Source organism: Peribacillus sp. V2I11, from assembly GCF_030817135.1.
Taxonomy (GTDB): domain Bacteria; phylum Bacillota; class Bacilli; order Bacillales; family DSM-1321; genus Peribacillus; species Peribacillus simplex.
Genome location: NZ_JAUSYW010000001.1, coordinates 2,443,151 through 2,457,388, shown reverse-complemented (window position 1 = coordinate 2,457,388; position 14,238 = coordinate 2,443,151). Strand labels below are relative to the sequence as shown.

Genomic DNA, 14,238 nt, shown 5'->3' with positions numbered 1-14,238 from the left:
CGTTTTTACCCTTCTCTCCGTCTCTTTAATAAAATCAGAGCAAATGCAGGTGCCCCGATAAGTGAGGTGATCACCCCGATCGGCAGTTCCGATGGGGCAATGATCGACCGTGCTACAAAATCCGCCAATATTAAGAATCCGCTTCCTACCAGCAAGGACAACGGAAGCAAATGTTTATGGTCAGGTCCCCAAATCTTTCGGACAAAATGAGGAATGACCAAACCCACAAAGCCAATCGTCCCCGAAACGGCAACGGCTGCCCCTGTCAATGTCGAACCGGCTATCAAGATCCACATTTTCCGCCGCTTAACATTCACACCTAAGTGTTTTGCCCGGTCTTCCCCGAAAGTCATCGCATTCAATTCACTTGTATTCATGATCAAGATCAACGAACCAATAATAAAAAATGGCAAAATGATTGCAATATAGTTCCATCCGCGCATTGAAACGCTTCCCATCAGCCAGCCGATGATTTGTCTTAATTCATCACCCGTCAGCGCAATCATCAATGAAATGAAGGCACTTAAAAACGAGCTGATAATGATTCCTGTTAAAATGATCGTTTCCACTTTCATCGATCGATCCATTTTTTTTGCAAAAGTCAGTACGCAGAGCATCGTGAGCACTGAGCATAAGATGCTCAATGCCGGAAGAGTATATAAACCGATGAATGGCAGTGATATATTCAAGAATATTGTCAATACGGCGCCGACTGATGCTCCTGATGAAATACCTAATGTGTAAGGATCAGCGAGCGGGTTCCGGAGCAGTCCCTGAAATGCCGCACCCGCAATCGCAAGGGATGCCCCAACCAAACCCGCAAGCAACACACGCGGCAAGCGGATGTTCATCACGATATTCGTAAGCATGACATCCGGATCAGCAGCAATCGGTAAATGGAAAATCTCCTTGCCGATTATTTGTATAAGTACGGGAATCGGTACTGGCACCGAACCAAAGGAAATGCCTATCGTCATTGCGAATAACAAAAATAACAACGCAAACAAATAAGCAAACGTCCATTTAGTTGTCAAATAGGTTCGGATAGACTGATTTGGCAAGTTCCTCTACTCCCTCTATTAAGCGTGGACCGGAACGGGTCACCAAGTCAGAATGGACATCAAAGACTTGGCCATTCTTAACAGCATTTACGTCTTGCCATCCTTTTCGGCCCGTAACTTCACTTACTGAATCCTTCGTATAATAACCATACGTTGTAATGATGACATCAGGATTTGCAGCAATCATCGATTCTTCATCAATTTTTGCCCAACCGTCCAATTCAGCAGCAGCATTATCAGCTGAAATAATAGTAAGCATTTCATTCATGAAAGTATTTTTTCCAGGTGTGTATATTTCCGGTGATGGCGAAACTTCCACTAAAACGGTCTTCCTATCCTCTTCCTTTTACGGATTTGGCTTTTTCCTGGATATCCTTGAGCTTCGTTTTCATATCCGCAACGATTTCTTTTGCCTTATCATGTTCTCCCGTTGCCTGTCCAATCATTTCAATAGACTCATAGACTTGGTCAAAGCTTTGTGCATCATTGACTACGAGGACATCTATTCCAGCATCCTTAAGCTGCTGTAAACCCTCATTTGAATTATGGGCACTTGATGCATGCGCAATAACAAGGTCAGGTTTCATGGAGACAATCAGCTCCGTGTTCATTTCCATTCCGCCAACTTTTTCAATTTCTTTCGTTTCTTCCGGGTAATTATCATTGTCGGAAACACCAATGACTTTTTCTCCCAAACCAAGTGCAAAGACCACTTCCGTATTACTTGGTATCAACGAAACGATTTTCTTCGGTTTTTGTTCTATCGTTACTTTTTCCCCTGTTGCATCTTTAATCGTAATCGGGAAAGCTTCATGTCGAGCATGATTCGTTTGCTGTTTTTCTTTTCCTTCATCAGTAGCGTCACTGCAGCCGACCATCATGCCTGCAGTAAGCAACATCAACAGTATCAGACCAAAAATTTTCTTCATTTTCATTCCCCACAATCTTTTCATTTAATTTCTTCCCACGGAAGATGCCCCAAAACAAAAAGCACCTCCCGTTAAACGGAAGATGCTTGCATGGCAACAATATCATTACGGACTCTTAGGGTCTGCCACACACCTTCCCATCCGCGCAGGTTACAGGTGTACGAATTCTGGCAGGTCTCCTGGCTCATGGTCATCGTCAACGGCACCTTCCCATATCTCATACAGTGGTACACAGCCGTCAGCTCCCATATACAGTGGCGGGACCGCGCTGGCATTTCACCAACTTCCCTTTTAAGTCATTAAGACACCAAATCGTTCATATGTATATAATTTTCACTGCCTTCATTATACACCATGTAAGAATCGATTATTATATGATTTTTCTGAACAAGTTAGAAATGACCCGTCCACCTTCAATGGATTTGAAGCATTTTCAATCAGTGAAGCAAACCCCTCGACTGATGACCCGGGTGAAATCCGAACTCGATGCATGCATCCCTAGGTCCCTTAAAGCCCCCTCTGCCATCTTGTATCCAGCTTCTTCTGACATGAGACTCTCTTCGTTATACTGGCCAACCGGAGCTCGACCGCGGACTCGGCCGTTATCCAGTCTCCCGTATCGATTTGGCCTTCCAAATCCTGCCCGGTCATATTTTCAGCTGCTTCGACCACTTCAATGTCATCTTCCGCAATCTGTACAGCCGTCTTTGTGCCTATACTCTCTAAAATCCCTTGTGAGCATCCAGGTAGAATCAAAATCCCCAGCAATCCCACCATCCTTAAAACTCTATACACTTTTTCACTATTATTATCCTAATTTTTTTCAGTATAATAGTACCGGAAAATTAGTTAATAGCAAAGCATTCCACTTAATGGATAATGGAGGAATACGAGACCTTAGTGGCCTGCTAAATATTTATGGGGATTTTTTTTCATAAGTATAAGCTATTAGCTTGAAAAGTTTGCCTATAAGAAATATAATAAATAAGTCGTCGACTTTTATATATGTCCCAGTAGCTCAGCAGGATAGAGCGACAGCCTCCTAAGCTGTAGGTCGTAGGTTCGATTCCTATCTGGGACGCTAAAGTTTATAAACCCTGTTATAATGCGGTTCCTCCGTGTTGTAGCAGGGGTTTTTTCTGTTGGTATAAGAACAAGTGATTTATGGGATCGAGGAAAATGCAGGTCTCAAAGCTAAATTAGACAAAGTAACCACTACTTCATCAAGACATTTGGATATCAAAAAATCTGAGCCCTGTAAAACACAGAACTCAGATTTTTCATATCACAAGATAACCAATATTTATACTTACAAATTTCCCTTTAGCTATACTTACTTTTCACTCTAAGCCTATCTCGTTGATTTTTTCTTCAAAAATGGGTCCGAAACTTTCAGAATAAGTATTCGTTAAATGTCTATTGTCCCGGTAAATTATAACATTACCAATAATAGGCTGAAATTTACCGTTTACCTTGAAGTAATCTGTTAAGTCAATTTTATGCAATGATTTATTTTCTTTTTCAAATTGTCTCCAAAAGCTTTCGTCTTTTTGATTATCTGCTGAATTCATTTTTTTTGTAGTTTCTTCTAGTCCATTCGTTTCTAATGATTCCAGTACATTAAAACTATATCTTGGATCATCACGTACCGCTAACACTTCAATACCATATTCATCTTTAACATACTGCAGCTGATCAACCATTTGTTGCTGTATTTTATTATTAGGCGTATCTGAAGCGGTGGCGTGAGAAACGATAAGATCTACATCTGCGTCCTTTAGATAATCCAGAACATTATTGACCCAGATACCTTTCAAATCATCATCCGAATAACCTGTTGAAAAACGTGTACCTGAACGGGTCATATTCAGTACACGATAATTATCATCTTTTGTTGCTTCTAATATGGCACCTAACCAATGTTCTGAATGGGAACTGCCAATCAGAGCAATAGTAGCATCGTAATTTTCAGTTTCGCCATATTCCCCAATTTTTAAGTCACTTTCCTTTAACCCTTGGTTGCTGCCGTCCAAATGCGCTTGTGGTAAATCATCAAAGACTTCAGAATATGATGGTATTGGTTCTTGATCAGGTATATCGTCAGGTTTTTTTACAGCTAACGCCCCTGGATAATTTTTTTCGGTTATATTATTTTCCAGCTTATTTTGATCTATATATACTCCAATCAAAAGAGATCCGATCAAGAGTACATTTACACTGCCCATAATCCCGATTCTCTTGAATGAGAATTTATTTTCCTTTGAGCTTCGGATTGGTTCTTCTATATATTTTGTCATTAAAAAAGAAAGGGCAATTGATGAAATAATAATAAGAGTTCCAACAATGAATCCTGGAGTTTCTTGGACATTATAACGATAGAATTCCAATAATACCCAATGCCACAAGTAGATTCCAAAAGCAATTCCACCTAGCTTCACCATTACAGGTGAACCTAAAAAGCGTTTGACACCATATTTTGTATCGCGTGTACCAGACAAAACAATGAATAATGCGCAGGTCATTGGCCATAAGGCAATATAGCCCGGAAACATTTCAGATACATTGAAGACTATTCCAGTTAAAATTAAACCGATTAATCCAAGCCAACCTATCACTGTAGCAATATATTTATTTACCTTAATGGATGATAAATTGATACAGAGCAAACTGCCTAAAGCAAATTCCCACACACGTGTCATCGTAATGAAATAAGCCCATGGCTGATTGACAGAGGTTAAATATATTGAGTATATAAAAGAAGAAACAAATAATATTCCTAAAACAGTATTGATTAATGCTTTAACTTTAGCTAATTTATATTTTTTTATTAACATTAAAATTAAAGTGAATACTAAAAACCAGATTATATAAAATTGTCCTTGTATAGACAAAGCCCAAAAGTGTTCAACCGGTGTTTTCATTTGGCTGGAATCTAAATAATCCGTGCTCGAAAAAGCCAGTTGCCAGTTTTGATAAAAAAACATTGAGGCAAATACTTCATGTATAGTTTTATCCAAAATTGATTTAGGTAATAAAAACCAACTTAAAGCCAGAACAATTGCAAGAATAAAAAATACAGAAGGAAGTAATCTTTTCATTAACTTTGTGACATATGGCCGAAAACGATATTCCCCTGTTCGATTAATTGTGGAAACAATTGAAGTGGTAATTAGAAATCCTGAAATTACAAAGAATACATCAACCCCACCAGAAACACGATTTAACCATATATGATATACCGCTACCAGCAGTGCGGCAACAACGCGTAACCCCTCGATTTCGGGTCTGAATTTACTCTCAATATTAATTAATGGTTGATTCATTTGATCCTATCTCCTACTTTTAGTCATGCATACAATTTAAAATTATATCACTTTACAATAATGATTTGTCAATATAGTAGAAAAGGTTCTTTAATTTTCATGAGTACGGATTTTTTTCCAACTTATCAACCAGGCCCGCTTACAGAAAATGTACGATACCTGGGTACGATGCCTACTCACTGTTGATCCATTAGAACGTTATTTTATGAAAAAACGTCAGTCACTATGGGACACTTTAGAATTTAGATGGTGAATATAGACAATGATGCTCCAATTGGCCGAGCTTGTTACATCAGAATGTCCTAATTTCGATGAAATTGGATCAGCTGTTGTACATAAGAACATCGCGTGATATTAAAAAAGTTTGATTCATTACTTTTTTCGATTTATATCTACAGGAAAATATTGGGTTTTTGGATATAATCATGTCTTTTTTGAAATATATGTTTTAACCTGTCCCATCCGGGTATACAAATACTGTAAGACATTCTCACCAAAGGAGATGATGTGCATGATGAGTACAATCAGAAGCCAATGGAACAAAGAGAATGACGCAGCGGTGTTTAGTCCCGGTGATCAGCGTTAGAGTCAATTGAAGAGTTAGATGATAATCAAGAAGGAAGTTACTAGTCTTCTCACCCAAAGGAGGAGGATACTGAACATGAGTATTTACAGCCTATGGAATCCAGAGAATGATGAAGCAATTTTCAGTCCGGGTGATCAGAAGCCATTTAGTACGCTCACACGAGTAGATTCGGATAAACACACACACACTGACAAAACACTTGAATATGAATTACATGACACCGTACTGAATGAAGTTTAACAGAAGCATCGATATATGGGGAAAGGGATGGAGCGCTCGCTCCATCCCTTTCTGCCGTCTTTTTCTTTAATATGACTTTTACCTTCATCAAGCGGCAACCCTGTTGTCTGGAAAGATGGGCTCGCCGACAAGGAAATTTGCCCCCGAAAAAAGAGCCCTTTCACCATGGGGCTAAAGTGAAGGACCCTTTTCTTTTATTTATCGAATTTCAGTTTTGCCAAGGCATCCGCCAATGTAGTATTGATCGGCTCCTCTTTATTTTGCTTCTTCATATAATTGGAGACCTCATTTTTGGATACTTTTTGATTTTTATTTTGCCCTCTTCGTTTATTGTAAGAAGAAAGTTTTTCATGAAAACCGCATTTACAGGTGAATGTCTGTGCTTCTCCTTGACCGCGCATTTCCATCTTTTTGTGACATTGTGGGCATCTGGCATTTGTTACACGTGAAACACTTTTTTTGTGGCCACATTCACGATCTTGGCAGACAAGCATTTTTCCCTTCTTACTATTCACTTCAAGCATCAGCTTGCCGCAATCAGGACATTTCGTTCCTGATACGTTATCATGCTTGAATTTTTGGTCACTATTTTTGATTTCATGGACGATATTTTTGGCGTACGCGCGCATATCGCCGATGAAAGCCTGTTTTGGCAGCTTTCCTTTTGCAATCGCAGTTAACTTTTGCTCCCATTGAGCTGTCAAAGCAGGAGATCGCAAGTCTTCAGGTGCCAATTGAAGAAGTTGTTTTCCTTTCGAAGTAACGTGAAGGCCCTTTCCCCTCTTCTCGATCAGGAAGCTATTGAACAGTTTTTCAATAACGTCAGCACGCGTTGCAACAGTACCGATCCCGCCTGTTTCACCCAGAGTCTTGATGAGTTCTTTGCTTTCCCCTGCCATGAAGCGAGCGGGATTCTCCATTGCCGAAAGAAGCGACCCTTCATTGAATGGTTCCGGCGGTTTCGTTTCACCCTCTGTTTGTTTAACAGTCGAAATGGTTAAACTGTCACCTTTTTGAACATTCGGAAGCAGTTGCTCAGCAAGGCCATCTTTAGCTTCTTCCTCATCGAATTGGTGATCATAGACTTCCTTCCATCCTGATTTCAGGACGACCTTCCCTTTTGCCATGAACGTCTCCTGACCCATTTTTACATTGATGGTCGTTTGTTCATATTCAAAAGGCGGCATCAATACAGCAAGGAACCTTTTAACGACCAAATCATAGATTTTTGATTCTTTGTCGCTCAGTTTTCCCGGCAGCGGCGTTTGTTCAGTGGGGATGATTGCATGGTGATCAGAAACCTTGCTATCGTCCACGAACGATTTATTGGTTTTAATCGGGCTGCGCAGAATCCTTGATGCATACTGGGCATATGGTTTAATGCTTACAGCCTGTAATCTTTCTTTTAGCGTATCAACCAAATCCGTTGATAAAAAGCGTGAATCCGTCCTTGGATAAGTCAAGACTTTATGGCTTTCATATAAGCGCTGCATGATCGATAACGTCTCTTTCGCCGAATAGCCGAATTTCTTATTGGCGTCCCGTTGAAGTTCTGTTAAGTCATATAAGGAAGGGGCAAAACTTTTCTTATGGGACTTGTTCACTTCAACCACTTCTGCACTTTTCCCCTTAACGGCTGCAAGAACCTTTTCTGCCTTGTTTTTATCAAATGTGCGGATATCTTTTGTTTGGGCATCTTGCCAGATCAGGCGCAAATTGGATTCTGCAATTGCCGAAACGCCATAATATTTCTTAGGCTGGAATTGTTTTATTTCTTCTTCTTTTTTTGCAATCATCGCGAGTGTCGGCGTTTGAACCCTCCCGCAGGATAACTGGGCATTGTGCTTGGTTGTTAGGGCACGTGTCGCGTTCATCCCAACGATCCAGTCCGCTTCCGCCCTTGCTACAGCAGAGGCAAATAGGTTTTCATACTCCTTGCCATCCTTCAGATTTTTAAATCCATCTTTGATCGCTTTATCCGTTACAGAGGAAATCCAAAGCCGTTTGACTGGCTTCTTCACATTCGCTTTTTCGAGAATCCAGCGTGCAACAAGTTCCCCTTCACGGCCTGCATCCGTTGCAATGATGACATCCTTGACATCATTGCGATTCAATTGTGTTTTAACCGATTGAAATTGTTTGCCTGATTGCTTGATCACGACCAATTTCAAAGTAGGCGGCAACATGGGCAGGTCCTCAAGGCGCCAAGTTTTATATTTTTCATCATAAGATTCCGGATCTGCATGGGTGACCAAATGACCTAGTGCCCAAGTGACGATATACTGTTCGCCTTCAAAAAAGCCATTACCCTTTTTCCCGCAATTCAGGACTTTTGCTATATCTCTGCCGACCGAAGGTTTCTCGGCCAGTACGACTGTTTTACTCATAATAACATCCTTTCGCTTTTAAACTGGTTCCTCTATTATCTCATATAATTTATGACAGGGCGATAATGCACAGCATGGCATTGGATCCATTTGTTCACATTAAGGGTTTCCCTTCGAGGGGCTCCCCGTACCCACATATATGTAAATTAATAGATTAGATAGCAATCCCGTGCAGATTTTAGTATGATGAAACGTAGGGATTTTTTCAAATTAATTGGGAGGTTCAATATAAAATGAGCTTACTTTCTATAGATAAATTAGCACACAGCTTTGGAGACCGTACCTTATTCAAGGATGTATCATTCCGCCTGATGGCCGGTGAACATGTAGGCCTGGTAGGGGCAAATGGTGTCGGGAAGTCAACGATGATGAATATCATTACAGGACAACTCATCCATGATGAAGGCCGGGTCGAATGGACACCTGGTGTCGAATATGGCTATCTTGATCAACATACGATACTATCTAATGGTAAATCGATTCGCGACGTCTTAAGGGATGCATACTTACCTTTATTCGAGCAAGAAAAAGCACTGAATGAAGTTACAGAAAAAATGGGGACGGCCACTCCGGAAGAACTTGAAGAACTCTTGGAACAAATGGGTGAAATCCAGGACAAGCTGGAAGCCGGCGGCTTTTACAATCTGGATATTAAAATTGAAGAAGCGGCACGCGGTTTAGGGTTGGATGCAATCGGATTGGACCGTGATGTCTCTGCCCTAAGCGGCGGACAACGGACAAAGGTTTTATTAGCGAAATTACTATTAGAACAACCGCAAGTCCTGCTGCTCGACGAGCCTACCAACTACTTGGATGTGGAGCATATCCGCTGGCTGAGCAGCTACTTAAAGGAATACCCACATGCATTTCTATTGATTTCGCATGATACCGAGTTCATGAACGGCGTCGTCGACGTCATCTTCCATCTTGAATTTTCCAAACTGACCCGTTACACGGCAACTTATGAAAAATTCCTTGAGCTGGCTGAATTGAATAAAAACCAACATATTAACGCATATGAAAAACAGCGCGAATTCATTAAAAAGCAGGAAGATTTCATTGCAAAAAATAAAGCCCGCTATTCAACGACCGGCCGCGCAAAGAGCCGTCAAAAGCAATTGAATCGCATGGAACGTATAGATCGTCCAGAAACTTCAATGAAACCTACATTCGACTTTAAAGAATCACGTGCGAGCAGCCGTTATGTCTTTGAAGGTGAAGATCTGGAAATCGGATATGACCGCCCATTGCTTCCGAAGCTATCCATGAACATCGAACGAGGAGAAAAAATTGCTGTGGTTGGCTGTAATGGAGTTGGTAAATCCACTCTTTTAAAAACGATTTTAGGTAAAATCGATCCTCTTGGCGGTAAAAGATCACTTGGGGACTTCCTTTTTTCTTCTTATTTTGAACAGGAAGTGAAGGCAGGCAATACAACCCCGATCGATGAAGTATGGAATGCATTTCCGCATCTGGACCAACCGCAGGTACGTGCGATCCTTGCCCGTGTCGGTTTGAAAAACGAGCACATTACACGTCCGATGAGCCATTTAAGCGGTGGAGAACAAGCAAAAGTGCGCCTGTGTAAACTCATGCTTACCGAAAGCAATTGGCTGTTATTCGATGAACCGACCAACCATTTGGATGTAGTTGCAAAAGAAGAACTGAAACGTGCATTGAAAGAGTATAAAGGAACGATTGTCCTCGTATGCCATGAACCTGATTTCTATGAAGATTGGGTAACCAAAGTATGGGATGTAGAAGAATGGTCGGCCCAGAATTAATTTTTTTAGGGGATGTCGCAGAACGCGGCATCCCCTTTATTATGAAATAAATAAAAAGCTGACTGAAAAGGCTCCTTCAGTCAGCTTTCATTTCCTCCACATGCAGCTTAAACTCGTTCCGCCACCAAGGTATATGTTTTCGGAAGCCCAATATCATGGATTTTATGATTCGGTTCTTCCTCGAGTACTTTAATAACAAGCCCTGATTGACCTATTGACGTTATAAGCTCCCCGATTGTCCATTTACGCTGTACAACTCTTGAAAGGCTCCCTTTTTCCTCATCCGGCATATGCTTTGAAAAAGCGACCTCATTGTTTTCGATTGCCGGGGCGAAATAGTTACCTGTGATTTTATGTTTTTTACCATTTGAAGTAATGAGCTTTGTTGAAATCGGGTGAAATTCATGCAGTACGAATCGGCCTCCAGGTTTCAGCATCTTTTTAATTTTTTCAAATAACGGCTGCAGATCTATTAAGTAGTGAAGCACACCGAGCTCCATTAAAACCAAATCCTGATTCCCTGATTCATGCTCGGATGATAGTGAAAGGACATCCGAAACGATATACTCGATGGAGACATTGGCACCACTGGCCAGCTCATTTGCAAACATTGCGTTTTCCTGGGAAAAATCAACAACTTTCACTTCAGCTCCCAATATGGCGAGGGCAACTGCTTTAACACCATTCGATCCCATCAAATGAGTAATTTTTTTACCGGATATATCCCCCATGTATTTATAAAAAGGGTGCAGTCTCCATTTTGGATTTTGCGTGATTTTTGATGCCAATTCCACGGGATTTCCATAACGATTGACAAGCGCTAAATAATTATTCTGGTTCCATGCCTGTTCATTTTCCGCTGTGAACCCCTGCTGCTCGGCAGATAAATAAGCATGAATCTCGGTACTGTACTTTCTCATTTCTTCGTCATATAAATAACTGTATAACGACCTGCACCAAACCTCCATATCCCCCATCTTTATGGACAAACGATAAGGGTCGGTTTTAATGGTCGTGTTAAACCGGCAGTGAACAGTGGCAGAAACCCCCTCGACATCCATTAGAAAGAAGGCAGTCTCAGGACTTCTTTCAGGCTTTGTTGGGGAGTAGTCAGAAAAAAGATTTAATGCCTCATTAAAGACATCCCATTGTACATCAATATCAATGTTCTTATACTGATCAATATTCACTCCTTGCACGAACAAAGCAGAGCGACCTGTATATTGGTATGGAATATTAGCTTGATCCAACATGTTCGCCATTAATGTGATTGAATGATAATAACTTGCCTTCATATGAACCTCCTAAACATCAAAAGAACATGACAATTATTCTTCTATAGCAAATTTCAAACCGGTACTCGTAATGGCAATCAGCTCTTCATCATGGCGGTCTATGCCATAAACGAGTAATGTAACAAGCATATATATGGCTCTGAAACGGGCTAAGCTCTCTGTTTCCTTTTCGATTTCACCATAGATTTCATAAAAGCCTCGGCGCGCCTCTTTTGGGAAATAACTGTATAAAAAGGAGAAATCAATGGCGCGATTCCCGACATGAACATCTCCCCAATCAATGATACCTGCAAGGACGCCTTCGTCATCAAGTAAAACATTCCGGATATGAATGTCTCCGTGAACGAGTGAAATCGGATTCTGAACAACCAATTCTCCTAGCTCTTCAACAAATTCCTTAACCGCATACGCCTGTTCAAAGTATCCTAGCTTTAATAGATTTGAGACATTTTCCATTAGCGATTTCTTTCGATAGGATACATCAAGCCTCATCATCCCATCAGGCTGCACACCTAAACGCATAGCCCTTTCCACAGGGAAACTGTGAAGGACTTTCAAAAAATGGGCAAACCTTTTTGCCGATTCGGCCTTATTTGCCAAAGACCCTTCTACAGGTAAGTGTCCCTTTACCATTTTATAACCGGTAAAATGATAAGGATACAGGGTACTTGGTTTCCCAAAAAAGACAGGTTCAGGTATAGCAAGCGGAAAAGTGCCTGCAATGGATGGTAAAAGCTGATTTTCCACCTGAATCAACGTAACTGCAATAGGGCGGCGGGGAAAACGGAATACAAATTCCCCATTGATTTGTATGACCGTGTTATCGAAGCCCTCCCCAAGTTGCTTGATCCCTTTCAACTCAATTTCCGGAAACTGCAGCATGATCAATTCCCCTGCTAGCTCCAGCGAAACTGGATATTCTGCCAACCAAGGCTTTTCCACTCCCGTTTCCCCCTTTTACCGGTTTCTCCCTCTATTGGGGCTGCTGCCAGATCCACCCCTGCGATTACTTGGCCCTTGTGTACTAGCAGATCTACGGCTATCTCTTTGATCTCCCCGTGGATTGTCACGCTTTGGTCCACGGCTGTCTTCCGAGCGGCCACCCCGTGAATCCTCCCTTTTGGGTCCGCGGCCGTTTTCCATCCGGCCTCCCCGTGGTTTCTCCCTCTCGGCTTCACGATTGTCAGCTTGATTTACAGAACGGTGACTGCCGCGATTCGGTCCTCTCGTATCTATCCGTTCCCGATGTTTCCTTCCCCCCCCCGAACGCGGACGGCGGGTACCCTCATCGGAAGAGTCATCATAACGCTTCCTTTTTTGCCTCACCTCATCGGGTTGGAACATTTTCACTCCTTCAATCGTCCTTCTTTCGATTTTCATGGAGATTCCTTTTTCTATATCGCTTAAAAGCTGAAGATCCTTCGTTGCAATGAAGGTTACAGCCAAGCCATTCTCACCCGCTCGGCCCGTCCGGCCAATTCGGTGGATGTAACTTTCTGCATCCTCTGGAACATCATAATTAAACACATGGGTCACGCCTTCTACATCGAGCCCTCGTGCAGCAACGTCCGTTGCAACTAAATATTGAAGCTTTGCGTCTCTGAAGTTTTTCATGACACGTTCCCGCTTTGCCTGTGAAAGGTCACCATGAAGCTCTTCGGAATTGAATCCGGCTGCCTTCAGAGCATCATTCAAAACCGAAACGCGACGTTTTGTACGGCAAAATATGATCGCAAGGTATGGCTGTTCTTCTTTGATCATGTTGATTAATGAAGACTGTTTGGCACGATCGGTCGTCTCGATGACAACCTGCCTGATTTTCTCGACTGTTACTTGCTCAGCCTTCACAGCGGCAGTTAATGGTTTAGTCATGTAACGTTTAGCCAATTGATGCACCTGTTCAGGCATCGTCGCTGAAAAGAGCAACGTTTGGCGCTCCTCTGGAAGCTGTCCCATGATCTCTTCCACTTCTGGCAAAAATCCAATATGAAGCATTTGATCAGCTTCATCAAGCACGAGTGTTTGAGTTTGTGATAGATCTATGGTGCCTCTTCGTAAATGATCTAATAACCTGCCTGGCGTGGCGACCACCACGGAGATATTTCTTGTCAGCTTTTTCATTTGCTGCTCGACATCCTGTCCTCCATAAACTGCAAGCACTTGAAGTCCTTCGATTTCATTAGCGAATTTTTTCAATTCCGCAGTGATTTGCAAAGCCAATTCCCTGGTTGGCGTGACGATCAGTGATTGTATGTGGGATGCGGCGGGATCGACTTTTTCCAGGATTGGCAGCAAAAATGCCAAAGTCTTCCCCGTCCCAGTCTGCGCCTTCGCGATGACATCCCTTCCAGCAAGGATATCTGGTATCGATTTCTCCTGAATTGGGGTAGGGGCGGATATTCCTATTTGCTTTAATATCATGTTAATCGCCGGGCTGACGCCAAGGTCGATGAATTCTGTCATGTATGGGCCTACTTTCTGAATTTCTTCATTTAATTGACTGGTGAATCCACTTTAATGGTAACAGCTTCCTTCACCTTATGTCATTTTCCTTAGTCTAAGCTATTTGTTAGTATATCATTATCTATTTTCGAGAAAACCTGCACCTTAAAATTTTTCATCCTAATTGTACT

Annotated in this window: 9 protein-coding genes, 1 tRNA gene, 1 pseudogene and 1 riboswitch; of the genes and pseudogenes, 3 read left to right on the top strand and 8 right to left on the bottom strand. The window is 41.7% G+C overall.

Annotated features, from left to right (window positions below; translation table 11 throughout):
• Window positions 1–5: 5 nt before the first annotated feature.
• The 3 genes and pseudogenes from QFZ73_RS11840 to QFZ73_RS11830 all read right to left on the bottom strand — a co-directional run bounded on the left by QFZ73_RS11840 (window position 6) and on the right by QFZ73_RS11830 (window position 2,758).
• Window positions 6–1,061, bottom strand: coding sequence for a FecCD family ABC transporter permease (locus tag QFZ73_RS11840; RefSeq protein ID WP_307266193.1), 1,056 nt, complete (start codon window positions 1,059–1,061; stop codon window positions 6–8).
• Window positions 1,024–1,990 (bottom strand): annotated as a pseudogene (locus tag QFZ73_RS11835) (ABC transporter substrate-binding protein). Before QFZ73_RS11835 ends, QFZ73_RS11840 begins: the two are co-directional and overlap by 38 nt.
• Window positions 1,991–2,142: 152 nt before the next feature.
• A riboswitch (cobalamin riboswitch) is annotated at window positions 2,143–2,317 on the bottom strand.
• 180 nt (window positions 2,318–2,497) lie between these two features.
• Window positions 2,498–2,758, bottom strand: coding sequence for a hypothetical protein (locus QFZ73_RS11830; RefSeq protein WP_307266190.1), 261 nt, complete (start codon window positions 2,756–2,758; stop codon window positions 2,498–2,500).
• A gap of 239 nt (window positions 2,759–2,997) precedes the next feature.
• Between QFZ73_RS11830 and QFZ73_RS11825 the strand changes: the two genes are divergently transcribed.
• Window positions 2,998–3,071 (top strand) — tRNA-Arg (locus QFZ73_RS11825).
• A gap of 259 nt (window positions 3,072–3,330) precedes the next feature.
• Here QFZ73_RS11825 and QFZ73_RS11820 read toward each other — a convergent pair.
• Window positions 3,331–5,313 carry an acyltransferase family protein gene (locus QFZ73_RS11820; RefSeq protein ID WP_307266186.1) on the bottom strand — a complete coding sequence of 661 codons (1,983 nt, stop codon included), beginning with the start codon at window positions 5,311–5,313 and terminating at the stop codon, window positions 3,331–3,333.
• A gap of 661 nt (window positions 5,314–5,974) precedes the next feature.
• On the opposite strand from QFZ73_RS11820, the gene QFZ73_RS11815 reads away from it, so the two are divergent.
• Window positions 5,975–6,139 carry a hypothetical protein gene (locus tag QFZ73_RS11815; RefSeq protein ID WP_307266184.1) on the top strand — a complete coding sequence of 55 codons (165 nt, stop codon included), beginning with the start codon at window positions 5,975–5,977 and terminating at the stop codon, window positions 6,137–6,139.
• A gap of 194 nt (window positions 6,140–6,333) precedes the next feature.
• Here the strand turns inward: QFZ73_RS11815 and QFZ73_RS11810 are convergent, their stop codons facing one another.
• Window positions 6,334–8,526, bottom strand: coding sequence for a DNA topoisomerase III (locus tag QFZ73_RS11810; RefSeq protein WP_307266181.1), 2,193 nt, complete (start codon window positions 8,524–8,526; stop codon window positions 6,334–6,336).
• Window positions 8,527–8,759: 233 nt separating this feature from the next.
• Here QFZ73_RS11810 and QFZ73_RS11805 point away from each other — a divergent pair, with 233 nt between their 5' ends.
• On the top strand, window positions 8,760–10,310 hold the full coding sequence (locus QFZ73_RS11805) for an ABC-F family ATP-binding cassette domain-containing protein (protein WP_307266178.1): 1,551 nt from the start codon (window positions 8,760–8,762) through the stop codon (window positions 10,308–10,310).
• Between the two features lie 107 nt (window positions 10,311–10,417).
• On the opposite strand, the gene QFZ73_RS11800 is transcribed toward QFZ73_RS11805, so the two are convergent.
• From QFZ73_RS11800 to QFZ73_RS11790, 3 genes are read right to left on the bottom strand one after another with little or no spacing between them, the layout of a single operon-like run.
• On the bottom strand, window positions 10,418–11,605 hold the full coding sequence (locus tag QFZ73_RS11800) for a class I SAM-dependent methyltransferase (RefSeq protein WP_251427135.1): 1,188 nt from the start codon (window positions 11,603–11,605) through the stop codon (window positions 10,418–10,420).
• 33 nt (window positions 11,606–11,638) lie between these two features.
• Entirely contained in the window at window positions 11,639–12,547 is a 909-nt protein-coding gene (locus tag QFZ73_RS11795) for a phosphotransferase (protein WP_307266173.1), read from the bottom strand.
• A 15-nt stretch (window positions 12,548–12,562) separates the two neighbouring features.
• Window positions 12,563–14,068, bottom strand: coding sequence for a DEAD/DEAH box helicase (locus QFZ73_RS11790; RefSeq protein ID WP_307266171.1), 1,506 nt, complete (start codon window positions 14,066–14,068; stop codon window positions 12,563–12,565).
• Window positions 14,069–14,238: the final 170 nt, after the last annotated feature.